At 64.1% G+C, this 21,963-nt stretch carries 17 protein-coding genes; 14 read left to right on the top strand and 3 right to left on the bottom strand.

Annotated features, from left to right (window positions below):
* Positions 1–107: 107 nt before the first annotated feature.
* Together OKW43_RS31110 and OKW43_RS31105 are read right to left on the bottom strand one after the other, a co-directional pair.
* A complete protein-coding gene (locus tag OKW43_RS31110) occupies positions 108–569 on the bottom strand; it encodes a hypothetical protein (RefSeq protein WP_429451830.1) in 462 nt (153 codons plus the stop codon).
* A 330-nt stretch (positions 570–899) separates the two neighbouring features.
* Entirely contained in the window at positions 900–2,096 is a 1,197-nt protein-coding gene (locus OKW43_RS31105) for a M20 aminoacylase family protein (RefSeq protein WP_187636760.1), read from the bottom strand.
* A gap of 187 nt (positions 2,097–2,283) precedes the next feature.
* On the opposite strand from OKW43_RS31105, the gene OKW43_RS31100 reads away from it, so the two are divergent.
* Entirely contained in the window at positions 2,284–4,362 is a 2,079-nt protein-coding gene (locus OKW43_RS31100) for a molybdopterin-containing oxidoreductase family protein (RefSeq protein ID WP_429451640.1), read from the top strand.
* A gap of 149 nt (positions 4,363–4,511) precedes the next feature.
* A complete protein-coding gene (locus OKW43_RS31095) occupies positions 4,512–6,185 on the top strand; it encodes a long-chain fatty acid--CoA ligase (protein ID WP_429451638.1) in 1,674 nt (557 codons plus the stop codon).
* Positions 6,186–6,310: 125 nt separating this feature from the next.
* Here OKW43_RS31095 and OKW43_RS31090 read toward each other — a convergent pair whose 3' ends face one another.
* On the bottom strand, positions 6,311–7,480 hold the full coding sequence (locus OKW43_RS31090) for a porin (protein WP_187636757.1): 1,170 nt from the start codon (positions 7,478–7,480) through the stop codon (positions 6,311–6,313).
* 304 nt (positions 7,481–7,784) lie between these two features.
* Between OKW43_RS31090 and coq7 the strand changes: the two genes are divergently transcribed.
* From coq7 to murC, 12 genes are all read left to right on the top strand, one after another.
* Positions 7,785–8,423, top strand: a complete 639-nt coding sequence (gene coq7 / locus OKW43_RS31085) for a 2-polyprenyl-3-methyl-6-methoxy-1,4-benzoquinone monooxygenase (RefSeq protein ID WP_187636756.1) — start codon at positions 7,785–7,787, stop codon at positions 8,421–8,423.
* 458 nt (positions 8,424–8,881) lie between these two features.
* Positions 8,882–9,310 (top strand): division/cell wall cluster transcriptional repressor MraZ, encoded by a 429-nt coding sequence (gene mraZ / locus OKW43_RS31080; RefSeq protein WP_013090620.1) that lies wholly within the window; start codon positions 8,882–8,884, stop codon positions 9,308–9,310.
* A 15-nt stretch (positions 9,311–9,325) separates the two neighbouring features.
* Entirely contained in the window at positions 9,326–10,279 is a 954-nt protein-coding gene (gene rsmH / locus OKW43_RS31075) for a 16S rRNA (cytosine(1402)-N(4))-methyltransferase RsmH (RefSeq protein WP_429451635.1), read from the top strand.
* On the top strand, positions 10,276–10,626 hold the full coding sequence (gene ftsL / locus OKW43_RS31070; RefSeq protein ID WP_429451633.1) for a cell division protein FtsL: 351 nt from the start codon (positions 10,276–10,278) through the stop codon (positions 10,624–10,626). The genes rsmH and ftsL overlap by 4 nt, the downstream gene beginning before the upstream one ends.
* Positions 10,623–12,488, top strand: coding sequence for a peptidoglycan D,D-transpeptidase FtsI family protein (locus OKW43_RS31065; RefSeq protein ID WP_187636753.1), 1,866 nt, complete (start codon positions 10,623–10,625; stop codon positions 12,486–12,488). Before ftsL ends, OKW43_RS31065 begins: the two co-directional genes overlap by 4 nt.
* Positions 12,485–14,047, top strand: a complete 1,563-nt coding sequence (locus tag OKW43_RS31060) for a UDP-N-acetylmuramoyl-L-alanyl-D-glutamate--2,6-diaminopimelate ligase (RefSeq protein ID WP_429451631.1) — start codon at positions 12,485–12,487, stop codon at positions 14,045–14,047. The genes OKW43_RS31065 and OKW43_RS31060 overlap by 4 nt, the downstream gene beginning before the upstream one ends.
* Positions 14,044–15,456 (top strand): UDP-N-acetylmuramoyl-tripeptide--D-alanyl-D-alanine ligase, encoded by a 1,413-nt coding sequence (locus OKW43_RS31055; RefSeq protein WP_429451629.1) that lies wholly within the window; start codon positions 14,044–14,046, stop codon positions 15,454–15,456. Before OKW43_RS31060 ends, OKW43_RS31055 begins: the two co-directional genes overlap by 4 nt.
* A 15-nt stretch (positions 15,457–15,471) precedes the next feature.
* Positions 15,472–16,641 (top strand): phospho-N-acetylmuramoyl-pentapeptide-transferase, encoded by a 1,170-nt coding sequence (gene mraY, locus OKW43_RS31050; protein WP_187636750.1) that lies wholly within the window; start codon positions 15,472–15,474, stop codon positions 16,639–16,641.
* Between the two features lie 25 nt (positions 16,642–16,666).
* Positions 16,667–18,178, top strand: a complete 1,512-nt coding sequence (murD, locus tag OKW43_RS31045) for a UDP-N-acetylmuramoyl-L-alanine--D-glutamate ligase (RefSeq protein WP_187636749.1) — start codon at positions 16,667–16,669, stop codon at positions 18,176–18,178.
* Entirely contained in the window at positions 18,175–19,440 is a 1,266-nt protein-coding gene (ftsW, locus tag OKW43_RS31040; protein ID WP_187636748.1) for a putative lipid II flippase FtsW, read from the top strand. Before murD ends, ftsW begins: the two co-directional genes overlap by 4 nt.
* Entirely contained in the window at positions 19,437–20,561 is a 1,125-nt protein-coding gene (murG, locus tag OKW43_RS31035) for an undecaprenyldiphospho-muramoylpentapeptide beta-N-acetylglucosaminyltransferase (RefSeq protein ID WP_429451626.1), read from the top strand. The genes ftsW and murG overlap by 4 nt, the downstream gene beginning before the upstream one ends.
* Positions 20,558–21,961, top strand: coding sequence for a UDP-N-acetylmuramate--L-alanine ligase (gene murC, locus OKW43_RS31030; protein WP_429451624.1), 1,404 nt, complete (start codon positions 20,558–20,560; stop codon positions 21,959–21,961). The genes murG and murC overlap by 4 nt, the downstream gene beginning before the upstream one ends.
* Positions 21,962–21,963: the final 2 nt, after the last annotated feature.

Genomic DNA, 21,963 nt, shown 5'->3' with positions numbered 1-21,963 from the left:
TCACTTTCCAATCCGCAGTGCATCCGCGTAACCCGTCGGTTTCCGATACGTTCGCCCAACGTCCGTGTCCTTCTGGCTCCGGTGGTCAGCACTTTCTCCAACAATCGCTAAGCCCGCTTACGCGCCGGCGCCCGATCTGGTTCACCTGCGATAAAGCGGTCAAGTCTTTCACTGGCCTCCGTAATCGCCCAAAGCGGAGCGCGATGCAGTTGCCGGTCGTAACTCGTTGCGATCGATGCAAAGAGTTCGAACCCCGCCTCGTCCAGCTTCCATTCGTTGCGTTCCCGGCCTGCGTCGAACACCATCGCCGAGGCCCGGTCCGCGTCGTGGAGCTCTTCATCGCTCATCGGGCCGAAGCCGGCATCGGCCAGGTAACTGGTCAGCAGCATGATCTGCGTGAGAGTCTGTGCGTCGCTCTTCGTGCCGACGCCGCGGCGCAGCGCATCGAGCGACAGATGAACTCGCAACGCGAGATCGTCGGCGATCTCGCGTGCGATAGGCAACAGCATGGCCTTGACATGCCGCGCGCGGGCAGCGCCACTGTTGCGGAAAGGAATCGGTTGTGCCATGGAGATCCGAGGGGTTTGCCTGAGCACATGCAATAACGGCGCGCTTCGCAAAAGGTTGAGCCTTCATTGCGCTTTGCCAGTTCACAGGCGACTGCGGCCCCGCCCCCAATCAACTGCTCGACAACCGATCGTTTCCACTCCAATGGATGCCGTCGGTTCTGGCGCCAGGCGGTCAGCTCGACGGTCCGAGACGCCGTGTCCGTCTCCCCGCTGTTTGGGACAATGGCGGTCATTCGTGTCCTTCGCAGCCGATGATTGCACCTTCCAGGCAAGGGCGAACCGTACAGATTAGCTGCATATCCCCACGCGCCTCAGTGCTTCACCAATTCACTACTTCCCCTGCGCCAAAAACTTTTGCGCCAGCCGAACCCAATACGTCGACCCGACCGGCAATAGCTCGTCGTTGAAGTCATAACTCGCGTTGTGCAGCATACAAGGGCCCGCACCGTGGCCGGCTTCTCGGTGGCCGCCAACGCCGTTGCCCAGGAACGCGTAGCAACCCGGTTTCGCCAGCAGCATGAACGAAAAATCCTCCGCACCCATGGTCGGTTCAACCGCGTCATCGACATTTTCCGCGCCCACGACCTCTTTCATGACCGACGCCGCAAAACGCGCTTCCTCGCTGCTATTGATCGTCGGAGGATAGTTCCGGTGGAAGTGGATCTGGACAGAGCAATCGTATGCTTCGGCTGTGCTCTGCGCGATCTTGCGCATGCGTGACTCGATCAGGTCGAGCGTTTCGGCGGCGAAGGTCCGCACGGTCCCAGCGATCCATGCGACATCCGGCACGATGTTGACCGCATCGCCGGCATGTATCTGCGTTATCGACAACACCGCGGTATCCAGCGGCTTTTTGTTTCGCGTGATGATGCTTTGCAGCCCGCTAGCAATTTGCACCGCCGTAAAGACTGGATCGTGGCCATTGTGCGGCAGCGCCGCATGCGAGCCGACGCCCTTGATTTCGATGCGAAATTCATTGCTCGACGCCATGATCGGGCCTTCGGTCACGCCGAAGTGGCCCGCCGGCATGCCTGGCCAGTTGTGAAGGCCGAACACGGCGTCCACGGGGAATTGGGTGAACAAGCCGTCGTCCATCATGGCCTTCGCGCCGGCGCCCCCTTCCTCGGCCGGCTGAAAAATGAACACGATCGTGCCGTCGAAATCACCATGTTTGGCCAGATAGTGCGCGGCGCCGAGCAGCATCGCCGTATGTCCGTCGTGGCCGCATGCGTGCATCTTGCCGTCGTTTTTCGAGCGATGATCGAAGCTGTTGAGTTCCTGGATCGGCAGCGCATCCATGTCGGCGCGCAGACCAATCGCACGCGCGCCGTTTCCGCGCTTCAATACGCCGACCACGCCGGTTTTGCCCAAACCGCGGTGGGTCTCGATGCCCCAGGATTCAAGCGAACGCGCGACGAGATCAGCAGTCGCCGTCTCTTCATAGCGCAACTCCGGGTGGGCATGGATGGTTCGTCGAAGGGTCTGGATTTCGCCGCGAGCGGCCTGAATTTCGGGGATGAGTTTCATGATGGAGTGATTAAGCGTTGGTGCTTGGCTAGCGTGACATCGCTGCGGACCAGGTCGGCCCGGGCACTTCGGATAATTCATTCTACGCCGAAGGCTTTCTTGGCGGCACCATCCAGGTCGGCCGGCTGTTGACGTAATAAAATTCCATTCTTTCGTACCGCTCACTGCTCACCAGGACAGATCGCCGATGAACGCCCCGACCGAATTCGCGCGCGCCGTGTGCCCGCACGATTGCCCCGACACGTGCGCGATGCGCGTGACCGTCGACAACGGACGGGCGATCAAGGTCGCCGGCGACCCCGACCATCCGCCGACTCAGGGCGTGCTGTGCACGAAGGTCGCTCGCTACGCGGAGCGTGTGTACCATCCCAACCGATTGACGACGCCGATGAAGCGCGTCGGCCGCAAGGGCGAGGGACGCTTCGAGCCGATCAGCTGGGACAAAGCTTTCGACCTTGCCGCAAGCCGCCTCGGCGAAATTGCCCATCGTGCGCCGGAAGCGATTCTGCCCTACAGCTACGCGGGCACGATGGGCCTGGTGCAGGGCGACAGCATCGCGCAACGCTTCTTCCACAAGCTGGGCGCATCGCAGTTAGATCGCACGATTTGCGCGGCCGCGGGCGCTGCGGGCCTCAAATACACGTACGGCGCCGGCATCGGTATGCACACCGAGTTTTTCGCCGAGAGCGAGGTGATCCTGATCTGGGGCGCCAATCCGATCGCATCGAACCTGCATTTCTGGACGCGCGCGCAGGAAGCCAAGCGTCGCGGCGCGCGGCTGATCGCAATCGATCCATATCGTTCGCTGACCGCGGAGAAATGTCATCAACACATTGCGCTGAAGCCCGGCACCGACGGGGCTCTCGCGCTCGGCATCATGAACGTGCTGATCACCGAGGATCTGCTCGACCACGCATACATCGCGTCGCATACGCTGGGCTTCGCCGACTTGAAGGTGCGCGCGCTCAGCTATCCAGTGTCACGCGTGAGTGAGATTTGTGGCGTTGAAGAACAGGAAGTCGCCGATCTTGCGCGACTTTACGCCAGTACGAAAAAAGCCGCGATCCGCCTGAACTACGGTCTGCAGCGGGTGCGTGGCGGCGGCAATGCGGTGCGCGCGATCGCCTGTCTGCCATCGCTGACGGGCGCATGGCGCGCGCGCGCGGGCGGGGCGCTGTTGTCGTCGAGCGGCTGGGCGCCGGTCGACTCGCATGCATTGCAGCGTCCCGACCTGATGCCGGGCTGGCCGTCGAAGCCGAGCCGCGTAATCAATATGAATGCGATCGGCGACGCATTGCTGCATCCCGGCGACGCCACGTTCGGCCCCAAGGTCGAGGCGATCGTCGTCTACAACTCGAATCCGGTCGCGGTCGCACCGGACTCCGAACGCGTCGCGGCCGGCTTTGCGCGTGAGGATCTGTTCACGATCGTGCTCGAGCATTTCCAGACCGACACTGCGGATTATGCCGACTTGCTGCTGCCCGCCACGACGCAACTCGAGCATCTCGATGTGCACAAGTCATACGGCCACACGCATGTGATGGTCAACCTGCCCGCCATCGCGCCGTTCGGCGATGCACGCCCGAATACCGAGATCTTCCGAGACCTCGCGCGCGGCATGGGCCTGACAGAACCGGCGCTCTTCGACAGCGACGAAGCCGTCGCTCGAGCTGCATTTCGCTGGGACGACAAGACGCTGGACGGTGTCGACTGGCCGACGCTGAAGCAAGCCGGCTGGGCCCGTCTCAATCTGCCCGACGCGCCATTTGCCGACGGCGGTTTTCGCACGCCATCCGGCAAGTGCGAGTTCTATAGCGAGCGCTTGGCACAGCAGGGCCTCGACCCGCTGCCGGACTATCTGCCACCCTACGAATCGGCCGACGGCGCGCCCGAACTGGCGGCCCGCTATCCGCTCGCGATGATTTCGCCGCCCGCGCGCAACTTCCTGAATAGCACCTTCGTGAACATCGAGAGTCTGCGCGCGACGGAAGGCGAGCCGCATCTGGACATCCACCCGGTCGACGCGCACGCACGCGACATCGGTGACGGCGATCAGGTGCGCATCTTCAACGATCGCGGCTCGATGCAGGCGCGCGCCCGCGTGACCGAACGGGCTCGCGAAGGCCTGGTCGTCGGGTTGTCGATCTGGTGGAAGAAGCTCGCGCCGGACGGCCGCAACGCGAACCAGCTGACGAGCCAGGCGCTGACCGATCTCGGCGGTTCCGCGACGTTTTATGACTGTCTCGTCGAAGTCGAGCGGGCCTGAAAACCGCGCCGCACCTTGAAGCTGGCGACCAGCCTGACGAGTTCGAGGCCGCCGTCTAACCTCATCGCTTTGGCCATTGGCCGCAATATGCCATGCTACGATTCGCTTTTAGCACGACCATTCGAAAATAATTCAGGAGACGCTGCAGCATGGAGAAAATCTGGCTGAAATCTTATCCGCCCGGCGTTCCCGCAGAGATCGACCCGACACGCTATTCGTCGGTGGCCGAGTTGCTCGACGAAGCCTTTCGCGAACACCGCGCGAAGCCGGCGTTCGTGTGCATGGGAAAGCAGATAAGCTACGGTGAACTCGACGAACTTTCGCGCAATCTCGCGGCGTGGCTGCAGTCGAAGGGGCTTGTGCGCGGCGCGCGTGTCGCGATCATGATGCCGAACGTGCTGCAGTATCCGGTCGCGATCGCCGCGATTCTGCGCCCGGGCTATGTGGTCGTGAATGTGAATCCGCTGTACACGCCGCGCGAACTCGAACATCAACTGAAGGACAGCGGCACTGAAGCGATTATCCTGCTCGAGAATTTCGCGGGGACCTTGCAGGCAATCGTGCGCAATACGCCGATCAGGCATGTGGTCGTCGCGGCGATGGGCGACCTGATGGGCATCAAAGGCCCGCTCGTGAACTTCGTCGTGCGCAAGGTAAAGAAGATGGTGCCGACGTGGAGTCTGCCCGGGCACGTCAGGTTCAACGACGCGGTCTCGGAGGGCGCGCGCCTGACGTTCGAGCCGGTCCGGCAGGGGCCCGACGACATCGCGTTTCTGCAATACACGGGCGGCACCACCGGCGTGGCCAAGGGCGCGACGCTGCTGCACCGGAACCTGATCGCGAATGTGCTGCAGTCGGAGGTCTGGCTCAATCCGGTGCGCGCAAACCGCACGGATATCGATCAGTTCATCACGGTCGTCGCACTGCCGCTATATCACGTGTTCGCGCTGACCGTGTGCGGGCTGCTGACGATCCGCACCGGTGGTCTCGGAGTGCTGATTCCGAATCCGCGCGATATTCCCGGCATGATCAAGTCGCTCGAGGGGTATGCGATCACGACGATTCCCGCGGTCAACACGCTTTACAACGCGATGTTGAACAGCCCCGACTTCCACAAGCTCGACTTCTCGAAGCTGCTGACCGCGAACGGCGGCGGCATGGCGGTGCAGGAGGCGGTCGCGAAGCGCTGGTTCGAGCTGACGCGCACGCCGATCGTCGAGGGCTACGGGCTGTCGGAAACGTCGCCTTGCGTGACCTGCAATCCCGTCACCGCCACCGAATACAACGGCACGATCGGCCTGCCGCTGCCGTCGACCGAAGTCTCGATCCGCGACGACGAAGGCAACGAAGTGCCGCCCGGTCAGCCCGGCGAGATCTGCATCCGCGGCCCGCAGGTGATGGCGGGCTACTGGAACCGGCCCGACGAAACCGCCAAGGTGATGACGGCGGATGGCTTCTTCAAATCGGGCGACGTCGGCATCATGAGCGCGGACGGCTTCGTGAAGATCGTCGATCGCAAGAAGGACATGATTCTGGTGTCCGGCTTCAACGTGTATCCGAATGAAGTCGAGGACGTCGTCGCAAAGCTGCCGGGCGTGTTCGAGGTCGCGGCGGTCGGCGTGCCCGATCAGCATTCGGGCGAGGCAGTGAAGCTGTTCGTCGTGAAGAAGGATCCGTCGCTGACCGACGAACAGATCTTCGCGTACTGCAAAACGCAGCTGACCGGCTACAAGCGGCCCAAGGTCGTCGAATTCCGCACCGAGCTGCCGAAGAGCAATGTCGGCAAGATTCTGCGCCGCGAACTGCGCGACGGCCGGGCTTGAGCGAGCAAGGAATGAAAAGCCCGGCGTACGAAAGTGCGCCGGGCTTTTTGTTGCCCCTCTTAAAACCCGCGCATAAAAAAAGGCGCCCGAAGGCGCCTTGAGACAAACTGCGTATTGACGACTTATTAGAACTTGTGGCGGATACCGATGCGAGCCGTGAACTGGTTGTTGGTCGTCGAACCGGTCAGGCCGTTGATGGCGGCCGTTGCCGTGACCACCTGGCCCGCTGTGTTGACCGTGTCGCCCAGAGCGTGCTGGTACACGCCGACCAGGTACACGTCGGTACGCTTGGACAGGAAGTAGTCCACGCCCAGTGCGCCCTGATGGTACTGAGCACGCGAGTTGCCTTCGATCTGCGTGCCGCGCGTGTAGTCATACGCCGCGCCGACCAGCAGTGCCGGGGTCAACTGATACTTGAAGTTGATTTCGCCGTTGTTGAACGTTGCCTTCTGGCCAGTGAACGGCGACGCGTAGGTCTTGCCGAGGTTGCCGAACTGGATGTTCGAATACGTCAGGCCGATGGTTGCCGCGCCAAACGTGTAAGCACCGCCCGCGCCGATGACCTGGTACGTGTTAGCCGATGCGAAGCCAGCGTAGACCGGGGTCGTCACAGCAGCAGCAGCGGCGGTCGTCGTGCCGCCGTTGTTGAACAGACCACCCGTCGCTGCCGGCGTACGTGCGTTCAGGTAACCAACGCCCAATTGCAGCGGACCGTTGTTATAGCCTGCACCCAACGACCAGATCTGGTTGCCGGAGAAGTTGCCTGCCTGGCCGCCGAAGCTATACGTGCCGCCGAACGTCAGGCCGCCGTAGTTCGCGCTCGTGTACTTGACCGTGTTGTTGGTGCGATACGCGTTGTTGAAGTTGTCGATGTCGCCCGGGTGAGCGGCGATGTAGCCGCCCCACTGATCACCCGATTCGAACGGACCCACGTAGTCGACGACGGAATCGTACTGACGACCCAGCGTGACCGTGCCGAAGTGGCTCGACAGACCGACGTATGCCTGACGACCGAACATCAGGCCGCCTTGACCGAGCTTGCCGTTCGTCGTGTCAAAGCCGTTTTCCAACACGAACAGGGCCTTCAGACCGCCGCCCAGATCTTCAGTGCCACGCAGGCCGAAACGCGAGCCTTGCAGGACACCGCTGGACATGTTGTACAGATGCTTACCGCCCGAGTTGGTGTTCATATTGATACCAACGTCAACGATGCCGTACAGGGTCACGCTGCTCTGAGCATGAGCGACGCCTGCGAACGCGCCCAAGGCTGCGAGAGCGAGAAGCGACTTTTTCATCGAATGATCTCCAAGGAATACGAATCTTTTGTACAAGGCGAAATATTTAGTTAGTGCTGACGTCCTTGCTTGTCCAACTTCGCGAGAAGTTGCCACGTAATGTAACAAAAGGCATACATGGCACAAAGAAAAAGGAGCCGCGCCGGAAGGCTGCTGTTTCGTTTACGCAACATGGTCTAGAATCCGAAATTAACCGCCCGTTTCATGCGGATTCGTGCTTGCCGGAAGCGAGTTTCGCGTCGCAAGGCCTTGTCGCACGGACCTTCCTGAACCCTGCGGCGGTTGTCGAATCAGGGAGCGCTTTATGTTGCTGGACGAGTTGATTGGCGAGTTTGATCGGGGTTTACGCTCACTGACGGGAGTCTCGCGGATGAGCCGTCCGCTGCCGCTTGCGCAGACCTCCGCGGCGACGGCCGAGGCGTCCGAACTCTCGCCCGCGGAGCGCGCGCATGCGGCGGGTTTGATGCGTGTGAACCACGTCGGCGAAGTGTGCGCGCAGGCGCTTTACCAGGCGCAGAAACTCGCCACCGACTCGCCTTCATTGCGCGCCATGTTCGATCACGCCGCATCGGAAGAAGAAGATCATCTGGCGTGGACCGCCAAACGCCTCGAAGCGCTCGACTCGCGTCCGAGTCTGCTCAATCCGCTGTGGTACACCGGCGCGCTCGCGATCGGTCTCGCCGCGGGACGTCTCGGCGATCGCGTGAGTCTCGGCTTCATGGCCGAAACGGAGCGTCAGGTCGAGCAGCATCTCGACAGTCATCTCGATCAGTTGCCGGTCGCGGACCATGAATCGCGCGCGATCGTCGAGCAGATGCGCGTCGATGAAGCGCGGCACGGCAAGGCCGCGATGGACGCGGGCGGCATCGAGTTGCCGTTTCCGGCGCGTGCGTTGATGCGCGCGATGTCGAAGGTAATGACGCGCACCGCTTATTACATATGAGCCTGTCTGACGCTTCGCTGCGCCGACCGGAGCACCGCATGTATCGCTAGCACTGTCGCTGAACGCTTTCTTCGCAAATGGGACGGCGCCGCGCGCGCCGTTCGTCATCCGTCCCCGCAACGCCATCTTTTCCCTTCCAGACGTCCTTAACGATCTCTTTCAATCCGTGCTGTTTCCTCGCACTTTTCACGTATCACCTTCACAAGTTGCACTAGCTCATTCATTTATAACGATTTTCCGTTTTTATCCGGGACGTGAAGGAGTCGCGCTAAGTCCTTGTTCTAGCAAACAAAATCCGCTCGAAAAGCGGGCCGCTCCCTTGACCCATGATTAGCGTTACTCTAAAGTGGGAGACAGTGTGAGAAAGTGTATTTTTGTGTGCTCCCGACATCACTTTCGGGTAGATTTTCACGGACCGGGCGAGCGACGCAAATGGCGTCGCAATAGGGGAGAGCGAAGTGTTCCAAGGGGCGTCGGCGCTGACGCTCGATGCGAAAGGGCGGATGTCGATTCCCTCTCGTTATCGGGATGCGCTGCAAACACAGGCAGAGGGCCGGGTGACGATCACCAAGCACCCGGACGGCTGCCTGTTGCTCTTTCCGCGCCCCGAATGGGAAATCTTCCGTGACAAGGTCGACAAGCTGCCCATGAACGCGGCTTGGTGGAAGCGCATTTTTCTCGGCAATGCAATGGATGTGGATATGGACGGCGCAGGCCGCGTGCTCGTGTCGCCGGAGTTGCGCGCGGCTGGCTCGCTGGAGAAAGAAGTGACGTTGCTCGGCATGGGCCGTCACTTCGAGTTGTGGGATGCACAGATCTACGCCGCGAAGGAACAGGCGGCGATCGCCGAGGGCATGCCCGACGCGTTGAAAGATTTCACGTTCTGATCGCGGCTTATTTATATGGCACCTGCGATGAGAAACGAATTGCAGCATCGCACGGTGCTGTTGAACGAAGCGGTCGATGCGCTGGTCACGCGCGCCGACGGCACCTATGTGGACGGCACGTTCGGCCGTGGCGGTCATAGCCGCCTCGTGCTGGAGCGGCTCGGTGAAGCGGGGCGACTGATCGCGTTCGATAAAGATCCGCTCGCGATCGCGACGGCGCAGAAGATCGTCGATCCGCGCTTTGCCATCGTGCACGAGAGTTTTGCTTCACTGCGCGCCGCGATGGCGGAGCGCGGAGTAGGGCGTGTGTCGGGGGTGTTGCTGGATCTGGGCGTATCGTCGCCGCAAGTCGACGATCCGGAGCGGGGCTTCAGCTTCCGCGCCGACGGCCCGCTCGACATGCGGATGGACCCGACGCGCGGCGAATCCGCGGCTGACTGGCTCGCGCGGGCCACGGTGCAGGAATTGACGGAGGTGATACGAGATTATGGGGAAGAACGGTTTGCTTTTCAGATTGCAAAGGCGCTTGTTGCTCGCCGGGCAGAGTCCGACCGTCTTGGGCCTCTCGTCAGCACGGGCGAGCTTGCCCAAATCGTGGCTAACGTCGTCAAAACCCGTGAGAAGGGCAAGGACCCGGCAACCCGCACCTTTCAGGCTATACGGATTCACGTCAATCAAGAGCTTGCGGAGCTGCAAGTCGTTCTAGAGGCAGCGTTGTCGTTGTTGGAGCAAGGGGGGCGGCTGGTGGTCATCAGCTTTCATTCGCTCGAGGACCGGATCGTCAAGCGATTCATGCAGGCGCACTCGAGCACGCCGGCGGTCGACCGCCGTCTGCCGATCCGCGCGGTCGACCTGCCGAGCCCTCCGCTGAAAATCATCGGCCGCGTATTCGCGAGCGACGCCGAAGTCGCCGACAACCCGCGCGCCCGTTCTGCCGTGATGCGTGTGGCGGAGCGGATCGCGCCATGAACCGCCTCAATATTTTCCTGCTGATCATCGTGATGGGCTGTGCCTTGTCGGTCGTCAACGCGACCAATCAGCAGCGTCAGATCTTTATCCAGCTGCAGCGCGCGCAGTCGCAGGAGCGTCAGCTGCAGCAGGACTATTCGCAGCTTCAATATCAGCAGAGCGCGCTGTCCAAGACCTCGCGCATCGAGCAGATCGCCACCGCCTCGCTGAAGATGCAATCGGTCATCACCGGCCGCACCCAGTACCTGACGCTCGACCCGGGTGCCGCGACGGCGATCGACGCCCCCATTCCGACTTCCGCGCCGGCTTCGACGCCGGTCGCGACCCGTCGCGGAGCCACGCGATGAAAAAATCGTCGGCCCACAAGAGCGTTGCGTTTTCGGCCAATCCGATTCTGTCGGTGCGCCTGCCGATGTGGCGCTCGAAGCTCGTCGTGTTCCTGCTGTTCATGGCGTTCGTCGCGCTGGCCGCGCGCGCGTTCTGGATTCAGGGCCCGGGCAATGCGTTCTATCTGAAGCAGGGCGAAATCCGCTATCAGCGCCGCATCGACATGCCGGCCACGCGCGGCAAGATTCTCGACCGCAACGGCCTCGTGCTCGCCACGAGTCTGCCGGTGCGAGCAATCTGGGCGATTCCCGAATCGGTGCCCGACGATCTCGGCGCCGACAAGCTCGACGCGCTCGGCAAACTGCTCGGCATGACCACGAAGGAGCTGCGCGCGAAGCTGTCGGAAGACAAGACCTTCGTCTATGTGAAGCGCCAGGTGCCGGTCGACGTCGCCGACAAAGTCGTTGCGCTCGACATCCCCGGCATTTACTCGCGCGCCGAATACAAGCGCTTCTATCCGGAAGGCGAGATCACCGCTCACCTGATCGGCTTCACGAACGTCGAGGACGAGGGCCAGGAAGGCGTCGAGCTCGGCGACCAGAAGCTGCTCGCGGGTATGTCGGGCAGCCGTCGCGTGATCAAGGACCGGATGGGCCACATCATCGAGGACGTGGACGAGCAGGTCGTGCCGCACAACGGCCAGGACGTCGATCTGTCGATCGACAGCAAGATCCAGTACATCGCCTATACCAACCTGAAAGCGGCCGTCGAGAAATCCAGGGCAAAGGCGGGCGCGGCGATGGTGATCGACGTGCGCACCGGCGAAGTGCTCGCGCTCGTCAACTACCCGACCTACAACCCGAACGACCGCTCGCACCTGACCGGCGACCAGCTGCGCAACCGCATCCTGACCGACACGTTCGAGCCGGGCTCGATCATGAAGCCGTTCACGGTGTCGCTCGCGCTCGATCTGCACCGCGTGACGCCGACTACACTGGTAGATACGGGCAACGGCCACTTCGTACTCGACGGCGCGCAGATTACCGACGACAGTGGCTTCGGCGTGCTGACGGTCGGCGGCGTGATCCAGAAGTCGAGCAATATCGGCGCAACCAAAATCGCGATGCAGCTGCGGCCCGAAGAGATGTGGAACATGTATACCAGCGTCGGTCTCGGCCAGGCGCCGAAGGTCGGTTTTCCGGGCGCGGCGGCGGGCCGCCTGCGTCCGTGGAAGAGCTGGCGCCGCATCGAGCAGGCGACGATGTCGTACGGCTACGGCCTGTCGGTGTCGCTGTTCCAGCTCGGCCGCGCGTACACCGCGATCGCGCACGACGGCGAAATCATGCCGGTGACGATTTTCCACGCGCCGGGCGACCAGCCGGCCACCGGTCCGCAGATCTTTTCGCCGACCACCGCGCGTGAAGTGCGCGCGATGCTCGAAACCGTGGTGTCGCCGCAAGGCACGTCGCCGGATGCGGCGGTGCCCGGCTATCGCGTCGGCGGTAAGAGCGGTACCGCGTACAAGCACGGGCCGCACGGCTACGACCACTCCAAATATCGAGCGTCGTTCGTTGGCATGGCGCCGATGCCGAATCCGCGCATCGTCGTCGCAGTGTCGGTCGACGAGCCGACCGCGGGCAGCCACTTCGGCGGCCAGGTGTCGGGTCCGGTGTTCTCGGGCATCGTCGGCGATACGCTGCGCGCGCTGAATGTGCCGCCCGACATGCCCGTCAAGCAGATGGTCGTATCCGACGATTCGGCGCCGGCCGCGCCCAGCGCGCCGGTCACGCAGTCCCAGGCCAAAAAGCTGTCGACGAGCCCCGGCGTGAAGAAGATGACCATTTCCGCCAACCCGAAAAACCATCCAGGAGTCGTGCGATGAGCGCGCTGCGCGAGCAACATCCAGCGCACCGGCAGATCGCCGACGCCCTCGCCTGGCTGCACGCGCACGTGCGGCCAGGCGCGCATCTGCACGCCGACACGCGCTCGCTCGCGGCCGGCGACGCGTTCTTCGCGTACGCGGTCGACGGCGCGGACAACCGCGCGTTCATCGACGCGGCATGCGAGCGCGGCGCGGCCGCCGTGCTGGTGCAACCCGAAGGCTTCAGCGGCACGCTCGATACATCCGTCGCCCACGCGGTGCCGGCGTTGAACGAACTCGCCGGCACGATCGCGAGCGCGTGGTATCGCGATCCGAGCGACGCGATGCTCGCGGTCGGCATCACCGGCACGAACGGCAAGACTTCGTGCAGCCAGTGGGTCGCCGCGGCGCTGTCCGCGCTCGGCACGCGCTGCGCGATCGTCGGCACGCTCGGCACCGGCCTCGTCGGCCAGTTCGTGCACACCGGCTTCACGACGCCCGACGCACCGCAATTGCAACGCAGCCTCGCGCAATTGCGCGACGCGGGCGCACAGGCGGTGGCGATGGAAGTGTCGTCGCATGCGCTGCATCAGGGGCGCGTGAACGGTACCGCTTTCGACATCGCAGTGTTCACGAACCTGACGCAGGACCATCTCGACTATCACGGCACGTTCGATGCGTATGAAGCCGCCAAGGCGCGCCTGTTCGCCTGGCCCGAGTTGCGCGCGGCCGTGATCAATCGCGACGATGCCGCCGGCCGGCGTTTGCTCGCGAGCACGCGTGGTCACGCGCGCACGATCGCCTATGGCATCGAGGCCGGACAACACAGCGCTGACGCTGAACGCACATCGCAAGCCGACGCGTGGCTCACCGCATCGAACGTGCGTGCCACCGCAACCGGCACCGCGTTTCATCTGAACACGTCGGACTGGGGCAACGCCGAAGTCGAAGTGCAAACGCTCGGCCTCTTCAATGTCAGCAATCTGCTCGCGGTGTTCGGCGTGCTGCTCGCCGCCGACGTGCCGTTCGACGCGGCGCTCGCCGAACTGGCGAAGCTCGAACCGGTGAACGGCCGCATGCAGCGTTTGGGCGGCCGTCCGCAGAACGACGAACCGCTCGTCGTGATCGATTACGCGCACACGCCCGATGCACTCGAAAAAACGCTCGAAGCACTGCGCCCGATCGCGACGGCGCGCGGCGGCGAACTCGTCTGCATGTTCGGCTGCGGCGGCGACCGCGATGCGACCAAGCGTCCGCTGATGGGCGCGATCGCCGAGCGGCTCGCGGACAACGTCGTCGTGACGAGCGACAACCCGCGCAGCGAAGATCCGCTCGCGATCATCGAGCAGATTGTCACGGGCATGCGGGACGCCTCGAAGGCGCGCCGCATCGAGGACCGCGCGAGCGCGATCCTGCAGGCGATCCGCGGCGCGGCGGGCGAAGACGTGATCGTGCTGGCCGGCAAGGGGCACGAAGCCACACAGGAAATCATGGGCAAGAAACGCGCTTTCTCCGATCAGGACCACGCGCGCCTCGCGCTCGCCGCGCGGGCGACACAAACACGCGGAGGTGGCGAATGACCATGTTCTCGCTACGGGCAGCTGCCGCGCAGATCCCCGGCGCGAGCGTCGTCGGCGACGACGGCGTGCGCTTCGAGCGCGTGTCGACCGACAGCCGCAGCGCCGGTCCCGGCGATCTGTTCATCGCGATCAAGGGCGATCGTTTCGATGCGCACGACTTCCTGCCGCAAGTGGCCGAGCGCAACGTCGCGGCCGTGCTCGTCACGCGCACGCCGCTGAACTGGAGCGTTCCCGCGATCCGCGTCGCCGACACGCGCGCAGCGCTTGGCGCGCTCGCGCGCGGCTGGCGTCGTCAGTTCGATCTGCCGCTCGTCGCGGTCACGGGCAGCAACGGCAAGACCACGGTCAAGGAAATGATCGCGTCGATCTTCGCGGCCGCGGTCGGCACGGATGCGCGTCTCGCGACCGCGGGCAATTTCAATAACGACGTCGGCCTGCCGCTCACGCTGTTCCGTCTGCACGCCGCGCATCGGCTCGCGGTGGTCGAACTCGGCATGAACCATCCAGGCGAAACCGAACAGCTCGCGAAGCTCGCCGAGCCGACGGTCGCCGTCGTCAACAACGCGCAGCGCGAGCACCAGGAATTCATGGCGACCGTCGAAGCGGTCGCGCTCGAACACGCGAGCGTGATTCACACGCTGTCGCCGGAAGGCACGGCGGTATTCCCCGCGGACGACGCATACGCGAGCATCTGGCGCGTCGCCGCGACCGGCAGTCGCATCATCGATTTCGCGTTGAACAGCGCGGAGCGCACCACCGAAGCGGCAGTGAAGGGCAGGTTCGACGGCAAGCGTCTGTCCATCGGCACGCCGCAAGGCCATCTCGACGTCACGCTGCAGGTGCTTGGCAATCACAACGCGCACAACGCGCTCGCGGCGGCCTCGGCCGCGTTGGCAGCGGGTGTGTCGCTCGACGCGATCCAGCGCGGCCTCGAATCGTTCGGCGCGGTGAAGGGCCGTCTGCAGGTCAAGCAGGCCGCGCTCGGCACGCTCGCGGGCGCGACCGTGATCGACGACACCTACAACGCGAATCCCGATTCGATGCGCGCCGCGATCGACGTGCTCGCGTCGTGTGCATCGCCGCGTGTGCTCGTGATGGGCGACATGGGCGAAGTCGGCGACAACGGCCCGGCGTTTCATCGCGAAATCGGCGCGTATGCGAAAGAGCGCGGTATCGACGCGCTGTATGCAATGGGCGACGCGTCGCGCGACGCCTGCACCGCATACGGCGCGCTCGCGCACCACGTCGCCGATGTCGGCGCGCTGATCGCGCAACTGCAGCAGGCCCGCTTCGGCGCTGCCGCAACGCTTCTCGTGAAAGGCTCGCGCTTCATGCAGATGGAGCGCGTGGTGGACGCCGTTACGAGTCCACAACCCAACGCCGCGGGCTCGACGCCCGCCGCACATTAAAAGAAGGATCCAGGCATGCTACTGGCGCTGGCGCAATGGCTGCAGAATGACGCAAGCTTCTTGCGCGTGTTCAGTTATCTGACGTTTCGCGCGGTGATGGCGACCATCACCGCGTTGTTGATCGGGCTCGTCTGCGGCCCGGCGGTCATTCGCAAGCTGACCGCGATGAAGGTCGGCCAGGCCGTTCGCAAGGACGGCCCGCAAACTCACCTCGTCAAATCGGGCACGCCGACGATGGGCGGCGTGCTGATCCTGCTCGGCATCGCCGTGGCCACGCTGCTGTGGGCCGATCTGACCAACCGCTTCATCTGGATCGTGATACTCGTCACGTTCGGCTTCGGCGTGATCGGCTGGGTCGACGATTACCGCAAGGTCGTCTACAAGGACCCGCGCGGCATGTCGTCGCGCGAGAAGTATTTCTGGCAATCGGTGATCGGCCTGTTCGCGGCGGTTTATCTCGCGTTCAGCGTCTCCGAGGCGAGCAATGTGCGCGTGTTCGACCTGTTCATGGCGTGGGTGCGCAGCGGCCTGTCGATGGGGTTGCCCGCGCGCGCCGATCTGCTGGTGCCGTTCTTCAAGTCGATCACTTACCCGCTCGGCGTGTGGGGCTTCATCGTGCTCACGTATCTGGTGATCGTCGGCGCGAGCAACGCGGTGAATCTGACCGATGGCCTCGACGGCCTCGTGATCATGCCGGTCGTGCTGGTCGGCGCGTCGCTCGGCGTGTTCGCCTACGTGATGGGCAGTTCGGTCTATTCGAAGTACCTGCTGTTTCCGCACATTCCCGGCGCGGGCGAATTGCTGATTTTCTGTTCGGCGATGGGCGGCGCGGGTCTGGCCTTCCTTTGGTTCAACACGCACCCGGCGCAGATGTTCATGGGCGACGTCGGCGCACTCGCGCTCGGCGGCGCGCTCGGCACGGTCGCGGTGATCGTGCGTCAGGAAATCGTGCTGTTCATCATGGGCGGCATCTTCGTTGCGGAAACGCTGTCGGTGATGCTGCAGGTCACGTGGTTCAAATACACGAAGCGCCGGTTCGGCGAAGGGCGGCGGTTCTTCAAGATGGCGCCGCTGCATCACCATTTCGAATTGTCGGGCTGGAAGGAAACGCAAGTGGTCGTGCGCTTCTGGATCATCACGTTGATGTTGTGCCTATTTGGTTTGTCCACGCTCAAATTGCGTTAAGCAGCAGTATTTAAGGAAGCAGGCGATGTTCGGCGAGAAGTTTCGGGATCGGCAAAAGCCGATGGTGCTCGTGCTGGGACTGGGTGAATCCGGTCTCGCGATGGCGCGCTGGTGCGCTAGGCACGGCTGTCGGCTGCGCGTGGCCGATACGCGCGAAGTGCCGCCGAACCTGTCCTCGCTTGAAGCGCATGGCGTCGATGCCGATTTCGTCGGCGGTCCGTTTTCGCCGGTGCTGCTCGAAGGCGTCGAGCTGGTCGCGATCAGCCCGGGACTGTCGCCGCTGGCCGCTGATCTGCTGCCGCTGATTACGGCGGCGCGCGAGCAGGGCATTCCGGTGTGGGGCGAGCTCGAACTATTCTCGCAGGCGCTGCGCACGCTCGGCGAGTCCGGCTACGCGCCGAAGGTGATCGCGATCACCGGCACGAACGGCAAGACCACGACGACGAGCCTGACCGGCTTGCTGTGCGAACGCGCGGGCAAGAAGGTCGCGGTGGCCGGCAACATCAGCCCGTCGCTGCTCGACAAGCTCTCCGGAGCGATCGACCAGACCGCGCTGCCCGAGGTGTGGGTGCTCGAACTGTCGAGCTTCCAGCTGGAGACGTCGCATACGTTTACGCCTGACGCGGCGGCCGTGCTGAACATCACGCAGGATCACCTGGACTGGCACGGCGGACTCGACGCATACGCGGCCGCGAAGGGCCGCATCTTCGGTACACAGACGGTGCGCGTGCTGAACCGCGACGACGCGCGCGTGATGGCGCTCGCGCCTGCAGGCGGCGACGCCGAGATCGTCACGTTCGGCGTGACCGAGCCGAAGAACGACGGCGACTACGGCCTGCTGCGCGACAACGGCATGGTGTGGCTCGTCGAAGCGCAAGATCGCGACGCGAGCAACGAAATCACGCCGAAGCGCCGCCGCAAGAACGAGGCGGCCGCCACGCCCGACATTGCGCTGAAGCGTCTGATGCCCGCGGACGCGCTGCGTATCCGTGGCTTGCACAACGCCGCCAACGCGTTGGCCGGGTACGCGCTCGCGCGCGCGATCGGCCTGCCCGGCGCACCGCTCTTGCACGGCCTGCGCGAGTATCGCGGCGAGCCGCACCGCGTGGAACTGATCGCGTCGATCGACGGCATCGACTACGTGGACGACAGCAAGGGCACCAACGTCGGCGCGACGGTCGCCGCGCTCGACGGTCTCGCGCAACGCGTCGTGCTGATCGCCGGCGGTGACGGCAAGGGCCAGCAATTCGAGCCGCTCGCCGCACCGGTGATGCGCTGGTGTCGCGCGGTGATGCTGATCGGCCGCGACGCGCCGCAGATTCGCGCAGCGCTCGAACATTGCGGCGTCGCGATGACCGATCACGCGACGCTGGAAGACGCGACACGCGCGGCCACCGCGCTCGCGCAGCCCGGCGATGCGGTGCTGCTGTCGCCCGCGTGCGCGAGCTTTGACATGTTCAAGGGTTACGCACACCGTGCGGCGGTATTCCGCAGCACGGTCGAAGATATCGCGGCCGAACGGGGGACGATGATATGAGCTGGTCGGAACGTTTCGGCTCGCGCGATGCCGCCGGCGGCAACGGCGCCGCCACCCGTACGTCCACCCGCACGGGCGGCAGCGGTCTCGCGAGCGCGGTCAACGGCGTGCGGCCGCTGCGCTCGCGCATGCTCGACTACGATCATTCGCTGCTGTGGGTCGTCGTCGCGCTGCTCGGGCTCGGCGTCGTGATGGTGTACTCGGCGTCGATCGCGATGCCCGATTCGCCGAAGTACGCGTCGTATCGTGATTGGGCGTTTCTCGTGCGCCAGATCGTCTTCGTGCTGATGGGCGCGGCGGTCGGCGTCGCGTCGTTCCGCATTCCGATTTCGACGTGGGACAAGTACGCGCCGAAGCTCTTCCTGATCTCGCTCGTCGCGCTCGTGATCGTGCTGATTCCGCACGTCGGCAAAGGCGTGAACGGCGCGCGCCGCTGGATTCCGCTCGGCATCACGAACATGCAGCCGTCGGAAATCATGAAGCTCGCGGTGACGATCTACGCGGCGAACTACACGGTCCGCAAGCAGGAATACATGCACAGCTTCGCGAAGGGCTTCCTGCCGATGGCGGTCGCGGTCGGTCTGGTCGGCATGCTGCTGCTGCTCGAGCCGGACATGGGCGCGTTCATGGTGATCGCCGCGATCGCAATGGGCGTGCTGTTCCTCGGCGGCGTGAACGGCAAGCTGTTCGGCGGCCTCGTCGCGACCGCGGTGGGCACGTTCACGTTGCTAGTGTGGGCGTCGCCATGGCGTCGCGAGCGGATCTTCGCGTACCTCGATCCGTGGGACGATCGCTACGCGCAGGGCAAGGCATATCAGTTGACGCACTCGCTGATCGCGTTCGGGCGCGGCGAGTGGTTCGGCGTCGGGCTCGGCGGCAGCGTCGAGAAGCTCAACTATCTGCCCGAAGCGCATACCGACTTCATTCTCGCGGTGATCGGCGAGGAGCTGGGTTTCGTCGGCGTGCTGGTCGTGATCCTGATGTTTTACTGGATCGTGCGCCGCTCGTTCGAGATCGGCCGTCAGGCGCTCGCGCTCGATCGCACGTTCGCGGGTCTCGTCGCGAAGGGCGTCGGCATCTGGTTCGGTGCGCAGACCTTCATCAACATGGGCGTGAACCTCGGTCTTCTGCCGACCAAGGGTCTGACCTTGCCGCTCGTCAGTTACGGCGGTTCGGGCATTTTGCTGAACTGCGTGGCGATCGCGGTGCTGATGCGGGTCGACTACGAGAACCGGGTGTTGATGCGCGGGGGCAAGGTATGACGGCTCTGCCACAACGCACGCTGATGGTGATGGCCGGCGGCACCGGGGGACATGTGTTCCCGGGGCTCGCGGTCGCGCATCTGATGCAGGCGTGGGGCTGGAAAGTCGTATGGCTTGGCAACCCCGCTGGCATGGAAGCGACGCTCGTACCGAAGCATGGCATTGCGATGGAGTACGTGCGCTTCGGCGGCGTGCGCGGCAAGGGTCTGAAGACCAAGCTGATGCTGCCGGTGAACCTGCTGCGCGCGTGCACGCAGAGCTTGAGCGTGCTGCGTCGCGTGAAGCCCGACGTCGTGCTCGGCATGGGCGGCTACATCACGTTCCCGGCCGGGCTGATGACCGCGCTGAGCGGCCGGCCGCTCGTGCTGCATGAACAGAATTCGATCGCGGGTCTCGCGAACAAGGTGCTCGCAAAGCTCGCGAAGCGCGTGCTGGTCGCGTTTCCGAATGCGCTGCCGCACGGCGAATGGACCGGCAATCCGATTCGTGAGGAACTTGCGCTCGCGAATGCACCCAAAGCACGCTACGCGCAGCGTAACGGTCCGCTGAACGTGCTCGTCGTGGGTGGCAGTCTCGGCGCCGCCGCGCTGAACGAAGTCGTGCCGCGCGCGCTCGCGCTGCTTGGCTCCAACGAGAGGCCGCGCATCGTGCATCAGGCGGGCGCCAAGCATATCGACGCGCTGCGCGAGAACTACGCGGCCGCGGGCTTGCAGGCGGGCGCGGACGTCTCGCTCGTGCCGTTCATCGACGACATGACGAGCGCCTACGCGCAGGCCGATCTGGTGATCTGCCGCTCGGGCGCGATGACGGTATCGGAGATTTCGGCGGTCGGCGTCGCGGCGCTGTTCGTGCCGTTCCCGTACGCGGTCGACGATCACCAGACCACTAATGCAGCGTTCCTCGCCGACAACGGCGCGGCGCTGGTCGTGCAACAACGCGATCTGTCGGCGGAAAAGCTCGCCGACTGGTTGCGCAGCCAGACGCGGGAAAGTCTCGCGCAAATGGCGGAGCGTTCGCGCTCGCTCGCGAAACCGGACGCCACCGAACAGGTCGCGCAGATCTGCGCGACGGTGGCGGGTGCGGGTTTGACGGCGGGCGTGAACCCAGAAGGAAAGCAATGAAACACATCGTCAAACACATTCATTTCGTCGGCATCGGCGGCGTCGGCATGAGCGGCATCGCCGAAGTCCTCGTCAATCTCGGCTATCAGGTGAGCGGCTCGGATCTGTCGGGCAACGCGGTCACCGAGCGCCTCGCCGCACTCGGCGCGCGCATTTCGATCGGGCACACGGCGGAGAACATCGAGGGCGCGAACGCGGTGGTGGTGTCGAGCGCGGTGCGCAGCGACAACCCGGAAGTGCTGGCCGCGCGTCATCGCCGCATTCCGATCGTACCGCGCGCCGTGATGCTCGCCGAGCTGATGCGTCTGAAGCAGGGCATCGCGATTGCCGGCACGCACGGCAAGACCACGACCACGTCGCTCGTCGCGAGCGTGCTCGCCGCGGGCGGGCTCGATCCGACCTTCGTGATCGGCGGGCGGCTGATCAGCGCGGGCGCGAATGCGCGCCTCGGCACCGGCGACTTCATCGTCGCCGAGGCGGACGAATCGGACGCGTCGTTCCTGAACCTGTTCCCGGTGATCGAAGTCATCACGAACATCGACGCCGATCATATGGACACCTATGGTCATGACTTCGCGCGTCTGAAGCAGGCGTTCATCGAATTCACGCACCGTCTGCCGTTCTACGGCATCGCGGTGCTGTGCGTCGACGATCCGAACGTGAAGGAGATCCTGCCGTTCGTATCGAAGCCGATCATCCGCTACGGTTTCGCGGCCGATGCGCAGGTGCGCGCGGTCAACGTCGAAGCGCGCGAAGGCCGCATGCATTTCACCGCGATGCGCGAAGACGCGGCGCCGCTCGACATCACGCTGAACCTGCCGGGCGAGCACAACGTGCAGAACGCGTTGGCCGCCATTGCAATTGCGACTGAACTCGAAGTGAAAGATGCCGATATCCAGCGAGCGCTCGCGGATTTCAACGGCGTCGGCCGGCGCTTCCAGCGCTACGGCGAAGTGTCGGTTGTCGTCGACGGCCGGGCCGCGGGCTGCTACACGCTGGTGGACGACTACGGTCATCACCCGGTCGAAATGGCCGTCACGGTCGCGGCGGCGCGCGGCGCATTCCCGGGTCGGCGTCTGGTGCTGGCGTTCCAGCCGCACCGCTTCACGCGCACGCGCGACTGCTTCGAGGATTTCGTCAAGGTGCTGTCGACCGTCGACGCGCTCGTGCTGACCGAAGTCTATGCGGCCGGCGAAGCGCCGATCGTTGCCGCGGACGGCCGCGCATTGGCGCGCGCGCTGCGCGTGGCGGGCAAGGTCGAACCGGTGTTCGTCGACACGGTGGACGAAGTGCCGGACGCGCTGTCCACGGTGGTGCGCGACGGCGATGTGGTGATCACGATGGGCGCGGGTTCGATCGGCGGTGTGCCGGTTCGGCTCGCTCAGGAACAGAAGGTGTGACA

Origin of the sequence: Paraburkholderia sp. WC7.3g, from assembly GCF_050436345.1 — a bacterium.
GTDB lineage: Bacteria > Pseudomonadota > Gammaproteobacteria > Burkholderiales > Burkholderiaceae > Paraburkholderia > Paraburkholderia podalyriae.
This window is presented reverse-complemented; position numbering and strand designations above follow the sequence as displayed.